The sequence below is a fragment of the Olivibacter sp. EAT-5 genome, from assembly GCF_044784325.1.
Classification (GTDB): Bacteria; Bacteroidota; Bacteroidia; order Sphingobacteriales; family Sphingobacteriaceae; genus Olivibacter; species Olivibacter oleidegradans.
This window is the reverse complement of record NZ_CP173028.1, coordinates 3,516,545-3,537,477: the sequence shown is the minus strand read 5'-3', so window position 1 is coordinate 3,537,477 and position 20,933 is coordinate 3,516,545. Positions and strand designations below refer to the sequence as shown.

17 protein-coding genes are annotated in these 20,933 nt (G+C 39.7%); 5 read left to right on the top strand and 12 right to left on the bottom strand.

Annotated features, from left to right (window positions below):
* Positions 1 to 6: 6 nt before the first annotated feature.
* From ACH11B_RS14455 to ACH11B_RS14420, 8 genes are all read right to left on the bottom strand, one after another.
* On the bottom strand, positions 7 to 1,062 hold the full coding sequence (locus ACH11B_RS14455) for an MFS transporter (protein ID WP_130857196.1): 1,056 nt from the start codon (positions 1,060 to 1,062) through the stop codon (positions 7 to 9).
* A 100-nt stretch (positions 1,063 to 1,162) separates the two neighbouring features.
* The gene (locus ACH11B_RS14450) at positions 1,163 to 2,224 is read right to left on the bottom strand and encodes a tellurite resistance/C4-dicarboxylate transporter family protein (RefSeq protein ID WP_130857195.1); all 1,062 of its coding nucleotides are present in this window, start codon (positions 2,222 to 2,224) and stop codon (positions 1,163 to 1,165) included.
* A gap of 198 nt (positions 2,225 to 2,422) precedes the next feature.
* Positions 2,423 to 3,142 carry an HAD family hydrolase gene (locus tag ACH11B_RS14445; protein ID WP_130857194.1) on the bottom strand — a complete coding sequence of 240 codons (720 nt, stop codon included), beginning with the start codon at positions 3,140 to 3,142 and terminating at the stop codon, positions 2,423 to 2,425.
* 2 nt (positions 3,143 to 3,144) lie between these two features.
* Positions 3,145 to 4,185 carry a lysylphosphatidylglycerol synthase transmembrane domain-containing protein gene (locus ACH11B_RS14440; protein WP_013665959.1) on the bottom strand — a complete coding sequence of 347 codons (1,041 nt, stop codon included), beginning with the start codon at positions 4,183 to 4,185 and terminating at the stop codon, positions 3,145 to 3,147.
* A complete protein-coding gene (locus ACH11B_RS14435) occupies positions 4,186 to 5,130 on the bottom strand; it encodes a CDP-alcohol phosphatidyltransferase family protein (RefSeq protein ID WP_130857193.1) in 945 nt (314 codons plus the stop codon).
* Positions 5,105 to 6,001: a hypothetical protein gene (locus ACH11B_RS14430; RefSeq protein WP_013665957.1), complete on the bottom strand. Its 897-nt coding sequence runs from the start codon at positions 5,999 to 6,001 to the stop codon at positions 5,105 to 5,107. The genes ACH11B_RS14435 and ACH11B_RS14430 overlap by 26 nt, the downstream gene beginning before the upstream one ends.
* A 21-nt stretch (positions 6,002 to 6,022) precedes the next feature.
* Complete coding sequence (locus tag ACH11B_RS14425) at positions 6,023 to 6,727, bottom strand: NDP-sugar synthase (RefSeq protein WP_130857192.1); 705 nt, start codon at positions 6,725 to 6,727, stop codon at positions 6,023 to 6,025.
* Positions 6,728 to 7,022: 295 nt separating this feature from the next.
* Positions 7,023 to 7,643, bottom strand: a complete 621-nt coding sequence (locus tag ACH11B_RS14420; protein WP_013665955.1) for a molybdenum cofactor guanylyltransferase — start codon at positions 7,641 to 7,643, stop codon at positions 7,023 to 7,025.
* A 112-nt stretch (positions 7,644 to 7,755) separates the two neighbouring features.
* On the opposite strand from ACH11B_RS14420, the gene ACH11B_RS14415 reads away from it, so the two are divergent.
* A complete protein-coding gene (locus ACH11B_RS14415; protein WP_013665954.1) occupies positions 7,756 to 8,982 on the top strand; it encodes an MFS transporter in 1,227 nt (408 codons plus the stop codon).
* Between the two features lie 384 nt (positions 8,983 to 9,366).
* Here the strand turns inward: ACH11B_RS14415 and ACH11B_RS14410 are convergent, their stop codons facing one another.
* Together ACH11B_RS14410 and ACH11B_RS14405 are read right to left on the bottom strand one after the other, a co-directional pair.
* Entirely contained in the window at positions 9,367 to 11,820 is a 2,454-nt protein-coding gene (locus ACH11B_RS14410) for a TonB-dependent siderophore receptor (RefSeq protein ID WP_377610378.1), read from the bottom strand.
* A gap of 114 nt (positions 11,821 to 11,934) precedes the next feature.
* Entirely contained in the window at positions 11,935 to 12,366 is a 432-nt protein-coding gene (locus ACH11B_RS14405; RefSeq protein WP_130857189.1) for a hypothetical protein, read from the bottom strand.
* Between the two features lie 243 nt (positions 12,367 to 12,609).
* Between ACH11B_RS14405 and ACH11B_RS14400 the strand changes: the two genes are divergently transcribed.
* From ACH11B_RS14400 to ACH11B_RS14385, 4 genes are all read left to right on the top strand, one after another.
* Positions 12,610 to 13,251, top strand: coding sequence for an FKBP-type peptidyl-prolyl cis-trans isomerase (locus tag ACH11B_RS14400; protein WP_130857188.1), 642 nt, complete (start codon positions 12,610 to 12,612; stop codon positions 13,249 to 13,251).
* Between the two features lie 428 nt (positions 13,252 to 13,679).
* Complete coding sequence (locus ACH11B_RS14395) at positions 13,680 to 14,498, top strand: AraC family transcriptional regulator (protein WP_130857187.1); 819 nt, start codon at positions 13,680 to 13,682, stop codon at positions 14,496 to 14,498.
* A gap of 64 nt (positions 14,499 to 14,562) precedes the next feature.
* A complete protein-coding gene (locus ACH11B_RS14390; RefSeq protein WP_377610376.1) occupies positions 14,563 to 17,010 on the top strand; it encodes a TonB-dependent receptor domain-containing protein in 2,448 nt (815 codons plus the stop codon).
* Between the two features lie 107 nt (positions 17,011 to 17,117).
* Complete coding sequence (locus ACH11B_RS14385; protein WP_404273973.1) at positions 17,118 to 19,463, top strand: TonB-dependent receptor; 2,346 nt, start codon at positions 17,118 to 17,120, stop codon at positions 19,461 to 19,463.
* Positions 19,464 to 19,511: 48 nt separating this feature from the next.
* On the opposite strand, the gene ACH11B_RS14380 is transcribed toward ACH11B_RS14385, so the two are convergent.
* Both ACH11B_RS14380 and ACH11B_RS14375 read right to left on the bottom strand, forming a co-directional pair.
* Entirely contained in the window at positions 19,512 to 19,709 is a 198-nt protein-coding gene (locus tag ACH11B_RS14380) for a hypothetical protein (protein WP_013665944.1), read from the bottom strand.
* A 76-nt stretch (positions 19,710 to 19,785) separates the two neighbouring features.
* A complete protein-coding gene (locus tag ACH11B_RS14375) occupies positions 19,786 to 20,916 on the bottom strand; it encodes an MBL fold metallo-hydrolase (RefSeq protein WP_130857184.1) in 1,131 nt (376 codons plus the stop codon).
* Between the last annotated feature and the right edge of the window lie 17 nt (positions 20,917 to 20,933).

Genomic DNA, 20,933 nt, shown 5'->3' with positions numbered 1-20,933 from the left:
TCTTAATTAACCAAAGAAGCTTCCTGATTCCTTTCTCACTTGAAAATGCGCTCTTGCTAAAGCGGCGCGTTTACCTTCAGGACTCAAATCAAGATGACTTGAACCATCGGGCTTGCTGAAGTCAAATCCGAGCTCTTGTGTTACCTTTTTCAAATCTTCGATATGTGTTTTCGATGCGAATTCTTTTTTAGTATGTGGGCATACAGCCATTCCTCGCCGCCTCCCTTCAATTTTATATAAGTTAGCGCCCAATTGCGCGAAACGCTGATAAATGTGAAAGAATTTTCCAAAAGGTAGCCACAGCAAAAATAATATTACCGTTATCGCATGTGTAACGGCCATAAACTGGTATGTTTTACCCTCTAAAAACGTATAATCATAAGAAATTCCTAATCCCGTAACCGAAATGGCGATCAACAAAATCAACGGCAATAAATCATCATCAAAAGTTTGCGTAGCAATTAATCCACCATTTGTAAATCGGCGCTTCATCATAATCACTGCACCAATAGTAACCAAGACAGAGCACCACACCAAACAGTGAAAGGCGATAAAAGCTAAGGGAGATCCCAGGCTGAACGTTCCTGCCTCAAAACCGAACAGCATCGCATGATAGGTCGTGTCATCGCCTGGCTTTAGTTCAAAATGTATCCACCCAAAGGTAAGTGGTATTGTAATGGCAAAGGCCATCAAACAGCCACTCGACAGTAGAAAATGACCAAACCATCTAGTTTTACTCCGATAAGCTATAAATCGTTGAAAAAGAATATTTCGAAAAAACAATCGGATGGAGTTCCATAAGTAAGGAAAAAAATGTACGCTGAAGAGAAATCCAACACTTCTACGCCAATAAAGTTTTGTAGGTGGCCGCTGAGTCCAGACCGCATACCGATAGGTCGTTCCAAAAACAGCAAAGATGGTACCCGTTAAATAAGCTATTAGTGCCGGATCAAAATTTTGAAGCTTGCGCGACCCGACCCAAACGAAAACGATCACTAAAATCGTCATTAATAACGCTTTAACAAAAGCACGACGATTTAAGGTTTGGAAGAGTTTATACATAATTTAAGTAAATATGAAATGATTCGCTTCACTCAAACGTCACCTCCCGTTTAACAATCCTTTCCGGTAATTGTTTGCTTTGTGACTGATTTAAACCACTTTATGTTTGTGTTTCTTTTTGAACAAGAGACAATAGATACCTGATAAATCCTAATGCGACGGCAACCCAAGCAAATAATGCTACATATATAAAGGCAGCTGGAATGAATTTAAGAAATGTAATAGATAAGGCCTCACTTAATCGATACGTACAAACCGTATACATACCCAATGGAAAAACCATAGCCCAATAGGTAGGATCATAACCCTTTGCACTGGTCGGAACGGGCACGCGCTTGATCGCATGTCGCCAAAAACCCAATAACAATAATAAGGGTATCCACCAAGTACCTGCAGCCCAATAGAATAACGTAAAGCCTTTTAAAAAGGGAAGAATCTGAGACAGAAAGGCAAAATCACCTGCGTGCAGAATAAGCATGGATCCTGCCAGCGTCGAAATGGCTGTTGCCCCCATGTTGATCCAGTATGGAGCACCAAATTCAGTGGCATGTAAAGAAAAGAAAGACAGACGATATATAATGAGAGACATGATGTAGAGATAAAAGACACATCCCAACAAAAAGAAACATAAAGCTATAAACAAACCAACATAGCTTAGTTCTCCTAATTCCTTGGCAATAAAAGAAATAAGTACGGATAAGGCTTGTATAGCCACAATGAATACGAGCCATGTACCATTAATTCCTTCTTTTAGCGGCTTTTTCTCTTCCGTTACTGTTATATGGAAAAAGAATCCATAACCTATCAATAGCCAAATGAGTAAGGCCAATAAAAGTACTATGCCAGCGAGCGTAAAAGCTTGATAAAACAAGATAAGCTGATTTCCCATAATACACAAGGCTGCTATGATAGTAAAAAAGCCGGGGCCTCTTTGATAGCTCTTAAAGTCTTGCCACACTTCAGCACGATAATATAGAATCCGATAAATGAATAACCAAAATAAAGCGAAAAAAAAACAAATGTTGAAATAGAATAGTAACCAAGCTAAGACGCCGAAACCAACTAAAAGCGAAGCAATTGAAATGATACCCGTCGCCATAACCATTGCAAAATAGCCTGGCAATAAATTTCTAATCTTTTGCTTAATCAAGCTTTCTATCATAATCGGTATGTGGTTTAGATCGTAACTTATATATCACAATCTATTTATTCATAATTAGATAGCAATTTACCATTTTTATGCGGCAAACCTATTCCAGCTATCAAATTTAATAAATAAATGTTTTAGTTACTTTACCGTATATATGATAAATGGCAATGTTACGGCTCTCTCCGTGGGAGAACACAGAGGTTAAGCTATTTATATAACAAATTGTGTATTTATGTTTTGAAGAGCCTCGGGAAGCTGAGCAAAATCGGTAATTTGCACATCAGCAAACTCATTTCCAACAACCGAGAGGTCCTCTTGAATGCCGTCGACATTAAGCCAAATGGTTTTACAGCCAACTTCCTTAGCAGGAATAATATCCTTTTTGAAAGAATCGCCTATAACAACACATTCTGCTGAATTTAAACCGATTCGGTCCACTCCGAGCTGATAAATCGCCGGATTAGGTTTGCGTACCCCAACTATAGCTGATTCCACAATGTCACTAAAATAGTCAGCTAACCCAAAATCGGCCAATACCGACTGGATGTTTCCATAAAAGTTAGACACCAACACCATCGGATATGTTTCAGCTAATAAGTCGAGTGTTCTCTTAGCCTCTGTTACCGTCGTAAGAACTAACTTCATGCAGTGGCTAACGATTTTTTCTATTTTTGAGTACTCACCCTCTGCCAATTTAAGGTAAGAAAATTGTTGCTGAGTTTTTAAATGTAACACCTCACTGAAAATATGGTGCGGCTTAATAATCGGATGAATAGCCAACGATTTTTCGCCAAAGGTATAAGCCTCCATAAATTGTTCAAAGCTTGTTTCAACACCCGCGGCCTGATACGCCCCCCAAATCACATTTGCCCAATGCCGACCGTTCGTATCGATTGTTCCACCGTAATCAAATAATAAGCCTTTAATCATATTTACTGAATATTGATGTTATTGTTAATCTCTTCCAATGTTTCGTTCGCTTCGGTGTTGGTTTTAGATATACGCATGAGTGCCAATCCGATAATAATCCAAACGACTTCGCGGATACGCATAATAATACCAATGAAAATCCCGGCCGATGCAGGCATCCCCACACTTTTCAGTGCTAAGGCCAGCCCTCCCTCTCTAGTACCCAATTGCATCGGAAAGAAGAAGATAAGGTTGGCAAATAAAGATGAACCTGAACTAATAATAAGGGACTGCACTATACTCATATTCAAGCCTATCGCTTTCGCTGTACAAAAAATCTCGAGACAACCGACTACTCTGGCGATAAATTCAAAGGCTAATGATTTGAAAAAACGTTCTCTTCTCTGTGCGTATAATTCTGTAATCTGGTTATCAATTTCTTTAAGGCTATCGTGTTTTTCGGCAACAAAGTCGCCCACCTTACGCTTCAAGCCAGGGACTTTGGCTAATACCTTAAAAGTACTTAAGGTAAATCCTTTTTTATAAACCCGTCCGAACCAATAACACAAAACAACGCCCGTGATGAACATGACGGAACATCCGATTACCATAATGGCATTGATAGGAACATAAATCAGGATTAATATAATGGACGCCAGCCAGAACAACACATGAGAGAACATGTGCATTAAACTATATAACAAAACAGACGAGCTCGCTTTTTGAATTCCCAGTCGCGGTTTCAATTCCATAATACGATAAGGTTCACCACCCAACGCAACAAAAGGTGTAATATAGTTAATGGCATAGCCACTAATTGTCAGCTTTAGTACTGATGCAAAGGAAAGATTACTTGCCGGGATTCGGGGTTCTTGAATAATCGCTTTAAAAGCGATGGCATTCAATATGTATATAAGAAGCCAACTACCGATGACGGGTAAAAACCACCAGCCTGTCTTTTTTATATTATCCCAAATGACATCCACCCCCAGTGCGTATACCATGTAGCATAGGGTTGCAATACCTATAACAAAGAAAAGTATCTTGTAAACTTTGCTAGCCATTTACGCTTTATATTCATTAATGCGCTCATAAAAATGTGCACTTACTTTTTCCTGCCGGTTGCACATATAGATCAAAATAGGATTCAGGACAAACAAATCGAAAAAGAAGTAAATCCAAGCATAATCAATAAAGAGCCACAAGAAAAGAAAAATAACACGGGTATTGAATTGTACAATGTTCGTGTACTTCATCAGTGGCTTATTCATTTGCCGAAAATCATGAATTAGTTTTGCAGGTAAGCCCTCTTTAAAGTCGCTACGGATAATACCTAACAGCTTTTGTAAGTTGGGAGAGAAACGTTCCTGCATTTTGGTATAGTTCAAATACCCTCTGGAAACAAACTTAGTCCATGCCTGTTTAGACCAGCTCATCTGATCATACTCTTCCTGCAAATCTTTGCTGTTATCTAATTCACTTCCGTTAGTCCCTTTTATAAAAAAAAGATGCACATTTCTATAATAATCTGCCATGGCCGATTGAACCAAGTGAGATACACCCGCGAGGATACCGAAAATCCAAACAGCAGCAGACCAACCTTCATTCATAGCCCGGAGGCATATCGCGATATGGATAGAAGCAAACCAGAAATCGCCTGCGAAACCGTCAAGAATCCTGCCAAATCTACTCTTATTGTTCGTGAGACGCGCCAACTGTCCGTCGGCGCTATCCAGTGAGTTTGCGAACATTAAAAGTAACATGCCAACCACATTAATAGTTAGCGAAGGATAATAGAAAAGGATACCCGCCGCTACCCCAAAAAAGATACTGATAATAGTTACAGCATTTGGTGTTAAACCTACTTTTTGGCAGAAAAAAGCGATTTGAAGTCCTATAGGCCGATAAAAATAGATATCTATTTTTTCTTCGGTATCATTAGATTTTAATGAACTCTCAAAAATGTCTTTATTCTCTTGCTTTTTATTTTTCACTTGCAATGATTCCATCTAACTGTTTCTGGAAGATATTTGTTAAAAGTTGGGCTATAGCAGACGCAGCCTGTTCCCGGCAAGGAGCAAAACTGGGCCAATCATTTAAATCGATGACTATGATATTTCCCTGTGGATCAATGATTGCATCTCCACCAAAGATGTGTACATTAAGAACGGCCGCTGCATCCAGCGCTATTTGTTTCAACTTATTCTCATCAAAGGGGTTATATACCAGTTTACTATTTATCTGTTCGTAATGCGCGTATTTATGGTGATTATGTTCATAGGGGTAAAACCAAAAGAAAAAGTCGGTTCCTCTAACGCCATAAAATTTCACTAAATCACCGGCCAAATGTTTCGAGATAACAGCATCGGGAATTCCTCTTAATGCATATTCCCTCAAAATTTCCAAACCTTCTTCCCTTGAGGAAACAAAAGTAACATCTTCTTTATGGATGGCATGAAAATCGCCACGTTTGATCCAGACCCCCGGTTGTGGGAACTCGTTAAATAAGCGCTCATCGCGACAATCAGTCGACACAATAATACTCTTCGGGTAGGGAATCTTATTTTCTAACAGTAGGTTAGTCATATTCGTCCGAAAACAATGCTCCACTCCAAAAGCTGAATTGACTACACAAGCTCCTTTCTCTTCTAAATCTTGTAGCTTCTTTACAACAGCTTTCTCACGAGCCATCGAAACGATATATGTATCAGCAGCAATCGTCTCATCCTGAAGAAACTCTTCCTCGGTGTAGATATGAACATCGTATCCTTCTTTTTTTAATGCCTCTACACTTAACAAAAAAATAGCTTCGTCATTTCCTATGTGGTTTGGAGAAAAGGTCCTTCCTCGTCGAACGCCTAATATTTTAATATTTTTCACTTCTTATTTATTGAGATATTTTTAATCATTTAACCATGTTTCAGCCAATTGTAAATCCGCTAAATGATCAATATCTATTATTTTATCAAAGGTAAATGCCTTCACGTTTAAGTGCTCTTCTAATAGTAGGCGCTGAAAATTGCGCATACGTTCAATATTATTGTCAATTGCCTTAGGCACACAAGCTAAAGCCTTTCGCCGCAAGGCATAAATCCCGCCAGATACAAGTATCTTCGTGCTGTCCTCGTTTTTGTCAGTAAAGGCCATTACATCACCACTTGCATTCGTTCTCACATATAAAGGACTCTCATCCTCTACAAATGGGGTAACTGCCATTAAAGCATCCAATGAGGTATTGCGCCTAAATTCCTCTAAATAAGCGCCAAATTCTTCCTCTTTAAAGATCGTATCTACCGTAGTTGCGCATAACTCTTCTATATTCGGTACTTCCTTTAGTAATTCGTAAAAGCTGTGCAGCGAGCTTGGCGTGCTTTTCTGCACAACCCGTATTTGCGTATTCTCGCGATTTGAATGCAACGATTCAGCCAGCTCCGTTGATTCTTCGTTAACGATGATATGGATTGTATCGGCGCCATGAGCTACAAAAGTAGTGATCAAGCGCTCTATCAAGGGTATGCCATTTAACCTAGCCAAAGGCTTTGGATAAGGATAACCGCTTTTCGCTAAACGAGAGCCCTCACCTGCAGCAATTATTGCAAAATCCATATGTTCTTATTATTTTTTAGCGCACAAACTTAGATAAACTTTCGTTTAATTGAAAACTTAGCCACGCATCCGTTTTAAGATTTATTTTTCCGATTAAGCACAAAAAACATGATCATCACCATAAACCGAATCGCAAAACTTGCCGCAAAGCATTCAGCACTACACATTCACCTAAATAATAACAGCTCAACTACGTTTATGTCGACTCTTTTTTATTTTTCACAATAAAAGTCAAGCAGTCAAATTCCTTATTTTTTTACATAAAAAAAACAAAGAACTGTAGCGCCTACGCTTATCAAAATTTCAGGATATCAAGTTTTGCTTTCTCCCAATTTGTTTCTAACGCAAGCAGCGCTGCTTTATCGTTTATATTTTGAAAACACCCACTCATGTGTCCAGGAAAAGTTTTACATAGGGTTGTTTTATTATTTAGGATGAAATCGGTCATCTTCAATTGATCCGCCATAACATGTTCTCTGACCACAGTTTTTAAACTACTCGGATATAATGAAAATAAGGGATTGGGTTTATTATTAATCATGGAAACAATTAAATGCTCACGATCAATGGATGAGATTAAGTATGCTATTGCTTCAACTGATATAAGCGGCATATCGCACCCTACTAAAAGTACCAAATCTGCCGAGGTATTCTCCAAAGCGGTTAGCAAACCACCCATCGGCCCCTTATTAATGACCACGTCACCATATACAGGAAGGCTGAAATTTCGATAAGCAGCATGATTAGCGATTAACTTTACCGATAGCCTTGCTTTTTGCAGCGTTTGGATAATATAGGACACCATAGCTTTGCCATTCAGCGGTATCAACCCCTTATCTTCTCCCATTCTGGAGCTCTGCCCGCCCGCTAATACGAAAGCATCTATGGTAACATGTTTAGGTAAATTAGAAGTCATTTGTCATGCTCGAGGGTCAAATATATTAGGATCTATATGGTAGTTCTTTAAAAAATTCTTCAACAAATTCTAAAACTTTCACTAATTTAGGAAAAAAACCACTGAAACTTGCATGAATTTTTCGCTCCGCATCCAACTGTCCTTTATGATGTTTTTAGAGTATTTCATCAAAGGCGCTTGGTTTGTCACATTAGGCACTTACCTAACAAGCAACTTAAAAGCCACCGGGTTTGAAATGGCCAATATATTTTCCACACACTCGTTAGGTGCCGTTATTGCCCCCTTCTTTATCGGACTGATTGCCGATAAGTATTTTCGAGCGGAGCGACTGCTCGGTATATTGCACTTTTTTGGGGCCTTTTTGTTATTTTTAATGTACCAAGCCACTCAAGCAAGTGATTTTTATCCTTATGTTTTGGCTTATTTTATTGCTTATATGTCTTCGCTAGCACTCAGCAATGCCATTTCCTTTAGGCATTTACCCAATCCACGCCAACAATTTCCTTCAATCCGCGTATGGGGAACTATTGGGTGGATTATTGCGGGGATAACCATCAGTTATATTTTCCATTGGGATAAAAGTGAGGCTATTGCCTCAGGCGCCCTTAAATACACCTTTCTTTTAGGCTGTTTCTCATCCCTACTCCTGGGCTTATTTAGTTTTACCTTACCGGCTACGCCGCCTGTTAAGACTGAAAAAAACAAGAGCATGGCATCACTTTTAGGTTTAGATGCGCTACAGTTGCTAAAACAGAAAGATTTTTTAATTTTCTTTACTTCAGCCATCCTCATTTGTATACCGCTAGCTTTTTACTACCAGAATGCTAATCCCTTTTTAACCGCTATCGGTCTACCGAATCCAACCGCCAAAATGGCTTTAGGACAATTTTCAGAAGCTATTTGCTTATTATTTATCCCTTTCTTTTTTTCCAGATTAGGTTATAAAAAAACAATCCTTATAGGTATTGCGGCATGGATTATACGCTACCTCCTCTTCGCTTATGGAAACGCTGATAATTTATCCTTCATGTTGATAACGGCTATTTTATTGCATGGAGTCTGTTATGATTTTTTATTTGTTGTTGGACAAATTTATACCGATACCATTGCCGGTGATCGCTTTAAATCATCTGCCCAAGGGCTGGTTACCATCGCTATGTACGGTGTGGGTATGCTAATCGGTTTTTGGGTTGCAGGATATATTACCGAATATTTGAAAGAACAACAAGTGGTTAATTTTTGGAAGCAATTATGGATTTCTCCCGCAATCATTGCTTCGCTCGTATTCGTTTTATTTCTTTTCCTTTTTAAAGATCAAAAGATTAAAGACAAGCGATGAACACCGGTAAACACTGATGCTCATCGTTTGGTAAAGGCGTTCAGCCAGGTTACAATATCCGTATCATCAACTGAAAAAATTGCGACCAATAGTACAATAATGAAAGAAAACAGTAAAATGCTTGAAAAATCAAGTGTACTTTGTTTTTCAATGAATGTAATTCCATGCCTAGGTCTTCGTTTACTGTTTCGTTGATTATGGTTTATCCTTCTACTGTGCATAATAGGTTTTTTAATCTGACAAACTAAATTACCAAATTATTAGACTGAAAAATCCATTGGAACGCGAATGATACGCTTTTGTCGCATTTGCTCACTATTACACAATGAAGAGCGAGTTGACCCGCTCTTCTAAAACCATTTATTGCACTAATTGCTTTTACAATCAGAAGGTATAACCAATTGACACCAAATGATTCCGAGGTGCTCCAGGAAAAAGTCGATTGAAGTCGAAACCACCCACCCAATACGTTTTATCGAGAAGATTATTAAAATTCGCTTGTATTTTGAATTTATCAATACGGTAGTACAACGCAGCGTTAACAACCCAGTAAGAGGGTAACTGCAAGATATCACTGTTTGTATTTCTACGCGTCGCATAATTTGCGCCAAGAGCTACACCGATTCCATTGAGCGCACCCCTCATAAAATTATACTTCATCCAAATATTTCCCTGGCTCTTCGGCGCATTCGGCATCATTTCACCAATCTCACTCACATCATCACTCTCGGTTATCTTTGCTATGTTATAGGAGAAATTACCGGTTATACTAAAGTTAGACGTTATGCTTCCATACGCTTCCACCTCCACCCCCTTGGCTTGCTGTTGCCCTATTTGCCGAAGTAGGTCCGGATTTCCCTCCGCTCCTGCATTAACTAAGATATTGTTTTGTTCAATGCGATAGACCGCCGTAGTAACTGATAGATCTTTATGAAAGAATTCCATTTTTGCACCAGCTTCCACCATATTACTGATCAGCGGGTCAAACGGACCACCATAGGTTTCCGGATCGCCTATAGTACTGGCTGTTTGGGGTTGATAGCCCTCCGTATAGGTTGCATAAAAGCTTACAGGTTCAATTGGTGTATACACGATGCCAAGCCTTGGAATGAAGGCCTTCTGTTGCACATGCCTTTCATCAGCCTTTGTATAATTGAGTATATCTGTATAGAATTCCTGTCTAAAGCCCAATAAAATTTGCAACCTATTCCATTTCAATTGTTCTTGTACATATACCCCGTTTACGAAATACTTAGTCGGCGTTTCCTCGCGCGATACATTCATATATTGCGAAATCTCTGAAATAGAATAATCCGGATTCGCCAAATCGAAATAAGGCACATTAGGTTTAGGAATCCCATTTTCAAACTGATATCGTTCCGGATGCTGCGGATCATAAGTACTATAGGTTCGCGTTCCATCGCTGCTTAAAAAGCCACTGGCATTATAGGTAGAGTTTCCTTTTGGAAAGGTTTCCTGGATATGATCATAACCGATCAGGAGTTTATGTTCAAAAGGCCCGGTGTTGAAATCAAAATTAAAATAAGTGCTCAGATTATCAATATAATTTTTCCGCAGACGTCGTATCGTTTGCATGCCCATTAAAGTAGGGATTTGATTTCCCAATGAATCTACTGCATATTGATTCGATGTACGATGTTCCAATAAGTCTTCATCATAAAAAGATTTAAGATAAGATGCGTTAAAAGTGATATGGTCAGAAAACCGATGTTGCAGCGAAATGGTTGAAAATAGATTCAACTCATTTTGGTAATCATTTTTCCGTCCAATGGCAAAGGATATCGGTGTCGAATACAGATCCGTACCGGAAGAGGCCCCAAAAATCGGTTGCCCTCGATCGAGTCGACCTTTATTATATTGATATACCAAATCGAAGTTAACACGTGTTCGATCGTTTGGTATAAACGAAAAAGAAGGGGCCAATACCAGTGCTGAACCATCTTGCAGTATACGAAAGGATTCCGCATTCTGATAAGCCAAGTTAAGCCGATACAATAGCGTTTTACTATCGTTCATCGGACCTGTAAAATCCATCGTGGTTCGATAAGTGTTATAACTCCCGGTTGTAAAATTGATTGATTTACGCGCCTCATCTAAGGGTTTTTTAGTGACCGTGTTAATAGTACCTCCCGGATCGGTATTGGCAAAAAGTGCAGAAGCAGGTCCTTTAATTACTTCAATGCGCTCGACATAAGGTAGCAGGTTCTGGGCCCAACCACGGGTTGAAATACGCAGGCCGTTTATTAGGGTGTTACTTGCACGGAAGCCCCTCAATACAAAATCATTATTATTATACGAATACTGGTTCACACCGCTCACATTCTTGATAGCATCACTGGTTTTAAAGGCCAGCTGATCGTCCAAGGTTTCTTTGGTTACATAACTGATGGATTGCGGAGTCTCCTTAATGGGAGTCGCTGTTTTCGTTCCGCTAAAACTATTGGTGTTTTTGTACCCGCTTTCTTTGCGCCCTATCACCTCTACCGATTGCAATGCTTCTTGACTTGATTCAAGTACTATATCCAATGAAAGGCCTTCCCCCTCTTTAACAGACACTTTTGCTTGATAATGTTTGTAGCCAACAAAACTTAGGTGCAATATATATTCGCCAGGTCTTGCCATGAATTGAAAGTATCCTTCACTATCCGTTTTAGTTAACGTCATCTTATCGTTTAGCCAAACGGTCACACCCGCCAATGAATTACCATTGGGATCTTTTACAACACCTTGAAGTTTGTTTTGCGTATGATTGGATTGGGCCCTAGTGCTAAGGGACAAAGAAAGGAAACTGAATAAAAGGAAAAGTTGATATTTCATTTGATATTATTTAAACTAATTCTAAAGAGAGGCAAATATAAAAATATCTTCCTCTTATTTAGAATCAATAAAAATAAATCTTTGGGATTTCCGCCGAAGGTCAGAACAGTCGGGTCATTTTTGCGGATATTTCTTTTTCAAATCACGCATCAGTTTCTTCACCACAGCCTTTCCTGCATTGAAGCCATTCATTCCATTAGGACTGGCTTTATAGGTAGTGGATTCCCAAAGTACCTCTCCTTTTTGGTCAATTATTTTTGCACTCAATGCGTATGATGTACCTCCCCATGAAGTTGCTGTGATTCCCTTAGAAGCTTCTATATGAACGCGCATCTGCAAATCCGACTGTTCCGGTGCAGAGACCAGATGCCAGTAATTCCATTCTTTCAATCGCTCCGACAATTCGTCGGCTGTTTTTAGCACTTGCTCATTTTTGGAATTTACTTCAATGAACATGTTTTCTTTTTGTTCCTGCACTTCATTTCCTTGTGCAAATAAGAATCCCGCAATGAGCAGAAAACACAAACTGCTTAATATTAATTTCATATGTTTTATTATTGATAGAGTTTTCGCTAAGCTAAAATCTTATCCGTTGTTTTTCAATCGCAGAAAACCATTAATTTTTAATCAGGCAGGTTAGATTTATCCGACGCTATCAATATCAATTTTCCGCTAAAACAATTTATTGTAGCGAAAGTCAGTATATAAACGTTAAAAGGTCGACAAGGATTATTCAGATGTTATCAATCAACCTGAACAATACCAAGGAAAAAATTAACGTATATACAAATGAAACACACAAACAAAATTCTATTTCTACTTTTTGGGGTGCTAATTGCTTTTTCAGCCTGTAATAAAACTGATTTCGATGAAATAAGAAGGGAACAGGAAAGACAGGATTCCATCCGACAAGCACGCATACGGAAAGTACTTGCCGAACAAGAACCGATCTTGAGAGCCTATGTTCAAGACCCTGACAATGGATGGACCAATCCAAGGCGTAGTGATAGTACGGGTATTTGGTACGAGGTATTGGAGCCAGGTCAATCTGATTCTTATACCTACAAATTGAATTCAATAGGTCAAATTGTAGCGCCTACTATTGAAGTAAAGTACAAAGGGCAGTTACTGAATGGAACTGTATTTGATCAAACAAGTGATTCTTTAGCCAACAAAAAAACGTTTAAAACCAATTTAGGTTCTAACATTATCCCTGCCTGGGTATATGCTTTCATACCAAGCTCATTTACTTATAATGGTCAGAACATGCCGACCTTTGGATTGACAAGCTCAGGATTGAAAAAAGGATCTAAGATCCGTTTTGTAACCCCATCACCTTGGGGCTACGATGATAAAGCTAATGAAAAAATACCCGCCAACTCTCCACTAGTATTTGAAATAGAAGTTGTTGACATTAACGACAATCTATAGCATTTCGTCACACAACAACAATTCGCAGGGCCTGGAATTTAGAACATAAATTTCAGGCCCTGTCATTACTAAGCCTTTCTGCCTCGCAATCGTATTTTAATTTGTAGGTGTTTAGCCCCATCCATCTGGGGCTCAAACCGTATCAACAGCGAATCAGATGGGACTTCTATCCGACCGCGAACCCTTTAAACTCCTAGGTGATTCGCTGTTGATTCCCAATAGATCCTTATCTACGCGAACAACGTACGAAGCTTGTACGAACATAGGTGCTTTATCTATCTTTTATCTGTCGTGCAAAACTATATCTCATCATTTCTCGTCTGTCACTTAAAATTGGCACTAAATAATCCACTATTTTTATAGAGAATAATTGCAGAAATTAAGTGGACCCTTCTTATTTTTATAGACGAATCATATAGCGATGAAGAATGCAGGCATTTAAGATAAAAGAGAAAATAGGTTTAGACAAAACATTTAAAATAGCACCTTTTCGAAAGCATATACGGAATACCGAACCCCACAAGCATAAAAACTATTTCGAAGTCATCTTTCTATGGAAGGGTGACGGTGTGCATCTGATAGATAGTACCGCCTATCCTATCGCTGCACCCGCTATCTTCATCCTAAAAAAGAACCAAATCCACGCTTGGGATATCGTCAGCGAACCCGAAGGCTTTGTTCTGATTATAAAGGATGAATTTATAAACCATAGTAAAGACACCGAACTAAAAGCCCTGTTTCATTTGTTCTGGAGAATTGAACATCTGCCCCTCCAGCACGATATTCAACCGATTCGAAACCTTTTCGAAAGCCTCTACCATGTATATTCGCAAGAGCAGCATTTTCAGGATTTAATTATCGAGGGATTATTGAAGAGTATTTTAGGCACCCTACTACAAGAGGGGCTCAAGCAGGATATTGACAATAGATACCTAGACCTATATGCATTATTTATTGATCTGATTTCGACAACCGAGGGAACCAATAGAAATCTAAGCTTTTATGCTGAAAAGCTAAACATTCCGTCGAAAGTGCTTAATGACATTTGTTATAAGGTGGCTGGAACATCAGCAAAGAAGATTGTCGAAGCCTTTACCCTTTCTGAAGCCAAACGTTATTTACAGTTCAGCAACCTTACCATTAGCGAAATTGCTTTCCGACTGCAATTCAACGATCCGTCCTATTTTGTAAAGTTTTTCAAAAAGCACACGAACATAACACCGCATCAGTTTCGTGCTTTATCATAAATTACCAAAGATAGATCGATTTTCACCATTTTTATCGCGATAACTATCCTAGCTTAGCGCAAGTATGAAAAATCTGTACGTACTTTCTTTTTTATTATTTTTTCTTTCATCTTCCGCTTTGGCTCAAGAAGCTCAAGTTTCCGGCCAAGTATATGATTCGTTAAGCCATAGCCCAATAAGCTACGCAAGTGTAAGCATACATCAAAACAATCATGATTCAGCTTTTGTAGATGGCGTTATGACAAATGAAAGCGGCGCTTTCTCACTCGCAAAATTAAAAGCAGGACAATACCTGCTTAAAATACGATTTTTAGGTTATGAAACGCAGGTAATCAAACTGACACCGCTCCATGCAGGCGAACATTTAGCTATAAAAGCAATAGAATTGAAACCATCCGCTACCTTTTTAAACGAGGTGGTTGTTTCAGCTCAACCCAATCTAAATTATCATAAGATAGATAAGCAAGTGTACAAAGCAAACCAGTTTGAGACGGCAAAGGGTGGAACTGCTATCGATATTATCAAAAATATGCCATCAATAGCGATCAATGGGCTGGGAGAAATTACATTACGAGGGTCTAGTGGCTTTTTGGTATTGATAAACGGTAAAGCAGTACAAACGGATGTGCAGACGATATTAAGTCAACTTCCCGCTAATGTCGTGGAAAATATTGAACTGATTACCGCCCCATCAGCAAAATACGATCCGGATGGTAAAGGTGGTATTATCAATATCACTACAAAAACAGGAGTGGATAACGGTTCTTTTCTTGCGATAAACCTACAAACTGGCTTTCCCAGTTTTAACGATTACAATAATAAAGAAAGTCAAAAACGTTATGGCACTGATATTTCCTTCAACTATAAAAATAACCGATGGGATTTAACGGCAAGTGCTAACTACCTTCGCAATGATAACGCCGGGTTCAGAGAGGGCGACGTTTATACGATTATCAATCAAATTAAAACTACCTTTCCGTCGAATGGTGAGCGCAGCTTTGATAAGTACAATTACGGCGGACGCTTTAATATCGAATTTAAAGCAGATGAGAAGAACACGTTCTCAATCGGATTTTTTGCAGGACACAAATTTCAGGATCGTGTGGCTGATATTTACTATAACAATACCAAAATAGATTTGGAAAATCAGCAAGTTATAGGAAGGACTTCCTATTTTAATGCTAATCTCCAAACAAAACAAGGTAACTTTGTACTCGGAAATTTTGGTTATACCCATCAATTTAATGATCGATCCAACCTGTCTCTTTCGCTACTCTACGAATATGCCGACTTATACGGTTCTACAGATAATAAAAATATAGAAGGGAATACGACCGTTCAACATACTCTTAACACTTATAAAAACCCGCTCAAAGGATTACGAGCTAAATTGGATTATTCGGTAAAAATTGGCGAAGGAAGCTGGGAAAGTGGCTATCAATTCAGGGAAGACAAGCAAAACGGAGATTTTATTTACTCAACAAAACAGGGAGATACTTTCGTCGTTGATCCGGAATTTTCTGGTCTAATAGACGCTCGGAATTCCATTCATTCGCTTTATAGCCAATACGCCGGTAAGCATAAAAAGTTCGAATATACGGGAGGCTTACGCTACGAACATGCAAATCGTAATGTAAACTTGCGAGGGGAAGAGGCACCTCATGTACTTACTTTGGACAATTTATTCCCTTCAGCCAATATACTTTATACACTTAGCAGCGGGTGGCAAACAAAAGCCGGCGTCAGTAGAAGAGTGCAGCGAACCAATAATTTTGAATTGAACCCTATACCTGAGCGTGAACATTCAGAAACCTTGGAGCAGGGAGATGCTGATTTATTACCCGAGTTTATATACCTGGCAGAGCTAGGGCTTATCAAAACTTTCAAAAAGGGGTCATTTTTCTCCACCTTATACTATCAAGATATTAAAAACCCCATTCAACGGGTAAATAGCGTATATACGGATACGATTTTAAATCGTATCTATACGAATGCGGGCAAGGCCTATAGCTATGGTCTGGAAACGGGTATCAATACACAGATAACCAAGCAATGGCAAATTTATTTAGGCGCCAATCTATATAAGTACCATATAAAAGGGACGTTATTCGATGAACAGATCGATGTAGCCAATAGCGATTGGGTCTATGCCATAAATTTTAACACAGACTATAAAATAAATTCCACACTTAACGTTCAAGGAAATCTTAACTATTTGTCGGCTCGTCCAACAGCTCAAGGAAGAGATTCTCGTTTTATATCACCTAACCTCGCACTGAAAAAAACTTTCATGAACGGCCGGTTCAGTGCGCAACTACAGTGGCAAAATATCGATCTGGGATTCATCCAAGCTAATGAGCAACGGATTACAACCTTTGGTTCCGATTTCTATACCACTACAAACTATATTTACGAAAAAGATATCCTACTCTTAAACCTCAGTTTTCAGCTAAATAAATTGAAGAATAAACTCAAACTTCCGGAGAGCGAATTTGGGAACAAAGAATTTTAGCCCCGATTCTGTCATATTATTGTCATCCCGTAATTTGCTATTTTTAATAGGTCTAAATAACTATACATTTGTGCCGATTAAATTCAGCCATCTTACAAAAGACGTCAATGAAGCAACTTCTACTTTTCGCAAGCTTATGCCTACTTACTCTATCCCTCTCTTTTGCACAATCGCAAAAGGTCATATTAAAAGGATTAATTATTGATGATAAAGGTGCGCCGCTACAAGATGTAACCATTAAGGTCCTTGACAGCATTGGTGTTCGAAAAACCATCTTAAAAACGGATCAACGGGGCCAGTTTGTTACAAATACGCTACCAGAAGGAAATTACAAGCTGATAGCCAGCTACATAGGCTATAAAGAAACAACCAAAGAAGTCCAGCTCACAACGAACACCGCGACACAGATTGAGTTTATACTCAGTCAGGATATCGCCCTTAATGAGGTGGTTATTACCGCTGGCCGCAAGCCGGAGAGTATCGACGAAGTACCCTCATCTATTAGTATTCTCAATGCTCAAGAGGTTAAAGAACAAACCAACGTCAACCCCTCTATAGCTACTATTTTAGGAAATACGATTCCGGGACTAGGTACAGGAACAAACAAGGCCACCAATAGCGGACAAACCCTACGTGGTCGGCAGGTATTGGTGCTTATCGATGGGATTCCACAATCGACACCCTTGATGAATGGGGCCCGGGATATACGTACGCTTGACCCAGCTGTCATCGAACGTGTGGAAGTGATCAAGGGAGCAACTTCAATTTACGGCAATGGCTCCGGGGGAGGTATCATTAACTTCATTACCAAAACACCGGCAGTGGGAAAACGTTTTGGAGGAACGACCAGTATCGGAACGAGCGGAAATCTAGTGCACCCATCCAATACGATTGGCTATCGGATTTCACAGCTCTTCGAAGGCTCGATTGATAAATTCTCTTATGTTGTAAGTGGAACATACAATTACACCGGTGTATTAAAAGATGCTAAAGGCGAAGTGAACGCACAGGCTGACGGTCTTGGGGAAAATAATCTCTACAACACCTTTATTAAGCTTGCTTATAAGCCGAATGAGCATAGCGCCCTTACAGCATCCTACAATCTGTTTAGAAGTGTTCAGCACAGTGATTATGTCAATGTTGTTGGAAAATACCGTGAGAGGCCTTCCATTGGGGTCAAAGGAGATGATCCAGGTGAACCGGCGGGTACACCTTATAACCATAACGTTTTCCTTTCTTATCACCACGATGCATTGCCATACCGTACATCACTCGATATAACGGCTTATTATAATCGCTTCGTTTCCATGAATCGTTATGTTGAACAAGGAACCGCGTGGTACGGGCCCGGACAAACAAAAATTCAATCTTTTAAAAAGGGTTTGCGTTTAAACCTCAATACACCTTGGGCTATACATGACGACCTCCAAGCAGAGCTTACCTATGGGCTCTATCTGCTAAACGACCGAACAAATCAAATTCTAACCGATGGCCGTGTTTACATCCCGGATATGGACATGGTTAATCTGGCACCTTATGCACAGCTTAAGTTAGACCTATGGAATCATTTGGTGCTGAAAGGAGGTGTGCGTTACGAGAATGCCAATGTAAAAGTAAAGGATTTCAATACCATCGCGACAGGTCCTAATGGTGAGGGAAGCATAGCCGTATCGGGGGGTAAAATCCCGTATCACGCCACCATGTTCAATGTTGGTTTGCGCTATAACAAATACGATTTCTTAAATCCATTCATTAGCTTTTCGCAGGGCTTCGCCATCAATGAGTTGGGACGTATTCTACGTAGGGCTACGCAAAGTACGCTTGAAAGTATCGAGACGGATCCGATTATTACGAACAATTATGAGCTGGGTATCAGCAGTCGTTTCGATATTTTTCACCTTACGGCTGCTTACTATATTAGCACTTCCAAGTTTGGCGCGAACTTAGTTGATGTTGGCGGATACCTGGTACCGCAGCGTGAGCCGGAACGCGTATATGGTTATGAAGTAACAGCTGACGCTTTTCTTAGTCCGCAATGGACGGTTGGAGCAAGTTACTCCTTTGTAGAAGGCAAATCAGAGCAGGAAGACGGTACAAAAGTATATATGAATGGTATTCGCATCGCCCCGCCTAAAGCGACGGCTTATATTGCTTTCTGTCCTTCCTCTGAGTTCGATCTTAAGCTAAATTGGGTATATACGGGCGATAGAAATCGCTTTGAGCCACGCTCAAACGGGTTATATGCTAACAGTGAAGGACCGGTAGACGCTGTCAGCTTGCTTAATCTCTCTGCTTTATACCGAATCAACAACAAGTTTTCCCTAGGGATGGGCGTAGAGAATCTGTTAAACAGCTCCTACTATCCAGTGGTTAGCCAATATCGCGCAATTGATGCCGAATACGTTCGTGGAAACGGGGCCACCCTAACGATGAATCTCTCTTACAACTTTTAAAAGCAGCTTGTCTTTCAGTATAAGTAATCTTCGGTTTTTAAACGAAGGTTACTTATACTCACCGGATGTTCGATGTTTAAGTTCCCGTTCCATATCGTCTTTGAAACGCATTATTTTCTCTTTCCATGCCGGTGCCTTCTCTTTAATATCATCCACCATCGATCGGCCATTTGCATCTTTCTTCGTCGCATATTTATAGGCACCATAAGCGGCTGCGCCTAGTAGTATTGTTCTAAATAATCCCATTTTTCAGTGATTTTACTAATGTAACTACCTTTTAACAAACCGCCTACTGAAATGTTTCAGCGAAAATAAAATATGGTTATTTTACACCTTTCCACCATGCTGTAAAGGTCTGGGCAGGATCATCGAGGCGGACTACCTCCCCTATCATGGGCGTAATAAAAGGCAACTTCTCCGATGCAGCGAGTATGCTTATTCTTTTTAAGGGTTCGTCCCAGGCATGCAGAGAAAGCGCAAATTTTGATGAGTGTACCGGAAAAAGACGTTTGGTTCCTAAGTCTTTCGAAGCGTTTATAACTTCTTCCGGAAGCATATGAATCGCTTGCCAGGCGGGGTTGTATTGTCCATTGTCAAGAATCGCCAAATCAATCGGACCAAATTGCTTGCCTATCGTCGCAAAATGGGTATCATAACCGCTATCACCGCCCAAATAGATTTTTTTGGTTGGGGTTTCCAACAAAAATGAGAGCCAAAGTGTATTGTTTCTGCTGAAACTTCTACCTGCGAAATGGCGGGTAGGCAAGGTATGCAAGGTTGTTTGGGTATTAACGACAACCTTTTCATTCCAATCTTTTTCAATAATGTTATCGGCTTCATATCCCCAATGTTCAAAATGGGCACCTACCCCTAAACCACAAATTATCCGAGTCACCTTATCCTTCAACGCCACAATCGTTTCATAGTCAAGATGATCATAGTGATCGTGTGTAATCAAGAGATAGTCAACCGATGGCATATCCGCTGCGGTATAGATATCGGTTCCTTTAAAACTTCTATTCGATCCCGGAACGGGTGATGCATTCCCACAAAATACCGGATCCACCAAATAGCGTACGCCGTCTAGCTGTAATAAATAGGAAGAATGCCCAAACCAAACCAGAAGATTAGCATTCGGGTCCAGTTGCTGTAAGTTTGTTTTAACAGTAGGAAGTGGATCAGTCGGTCGGTTTCTCGGATCCTTACCGAAAAAGAACTTATAAAGTACACCGATAAAAGAGTATCCTTCGGTGATCGTTGGTGTAAAATGTAGATTCTGAAACTGTCCATCTCGGTAGTTGGGTGATTGCTTTATCCGCTCTAGTCGCTTACCCGAAGGTGCTTGACCAAATTTATCTTGTCGAATATAAAAAAAAACCGTAATCGCTAACAAAACGGCTACACTGAGAATAACGACCATCATATATTTTAATATCCTTAATAGCTTCTTCATTGCATGATTTTCTACTT

Bases quoted from the DNA above. Each gene is read 5' to 3' on its own strand.
- ACH11B_RS14455 (WP_130857196.1), bottom strand. From the start codon at position 1,062: ATGTATAAACTCTTCCAAACCTTAAATCGTCGTGCTTTTGTTAAAGCG.
- ACH11B_RS14450 (WP_130857195.1), bottom strand. From the start codon at position 2,224: ATGATAGAAAGCTTGATTAAGCAAAAGATTAGAAATTTATTGCCAGGC.
- ACH11B_RS14445 (WP_130857194.1), bottom strand. From the start codon at position 3,142: ATGATTAAAGGCTTATTATTTGATTACGGTGGAACAATCGATACGAAC.
- ACH11B_RS14440 (WP_013665959.1), bottom strand. From the start codon at position 4,185: ATGGCTAGCAAAGTTTACAAGATACTTTTCTTTGTTATAGGTATTGCA.
- ACH11B_RS14435 (WP_130857193.1), bottom strand. From the start codon at position 5,130: ATGGAATCATTGCAAGTGAAAAATAAAAAGCAAGAGAATAAAGACATT.
- ACH11B_RS14425 (WP_130857192.1), bottom strand. From the start codon at position 6,727: ATGGATTTTGCAATAATTGCTGCAGGTGAGGGCTCTCGTTTAGCGAAA.
- ACH11B_RS14420 (WP_013665955.1), bottom strand. From the start codon at position 7,643: ATGACTTCTAATTTACCTAAACATGTTACCATAGATGCTTTCGTATTA.
- ACH11B_RS14415 (WP_013665954.1), top strand. From the start codon at position 7,756: ATGAATTTTTCGCTCCGCATCCAACTGTCCTTTATGATGTTTTTAGAG.
- ACH11B_RS14410 (WP_377610378.1), bottom strand. From the start codon at position 11,820: ATGAAATATCAACTTTTCCTTTTATTCAGTTTCCTTTCTTTGTCCCTT.
- ACH11B_RS14405 (WP_130857189.1), bottom strand. From the start codon at position 12,366: ATGAAATTAATATTAAGCAGTTTGTGTTTTCTGCTCATTGCGGGATTC.
- ACH11B_RS14400 (WP_130857188.1), top strand. From the start codon at position 12,610: ATGAAACACACAAACAAAATTCTATTTCTACTTTTTGGGGTGCTAATT.
- ACH11B_RS14395 (WP_130857187.1), top strand. From the start codon at position 13,680: ATGCAGGCATTTAAGATAAAAGAGAAAATAGGTTTAGACAAAACATTT.
- ACH11B_RS14390 (WP_377610376.1), top strand. From the start codon at position 14,563: ATGAAAAATCTGTACGTACTTTCTTTTTTATTATTTTTTCTTTCATCT.
- ACH11B_RS14385 (WP_404273973.1), top strand. From the start codon at position 17,118: ATGAAGCAACTTCTACTTTTCGCAAGCTTATGCCTACTTACTCTATCC.
- ACH11B_RS14380 (WP_013665944.1), bottom strand. From the start codon at position 19,709: ATGGGATTATTTAGAACAATACTACTAGGCGCAGCCGCTTATGGTGCC.
- ACH11B_RS14375 (WP_130857184.1), bottom strand. From the start codon at position 20,916: ATGAAGAAGCTATTAAGGATATTAAAATATATGATGGTCGTTATTCTC.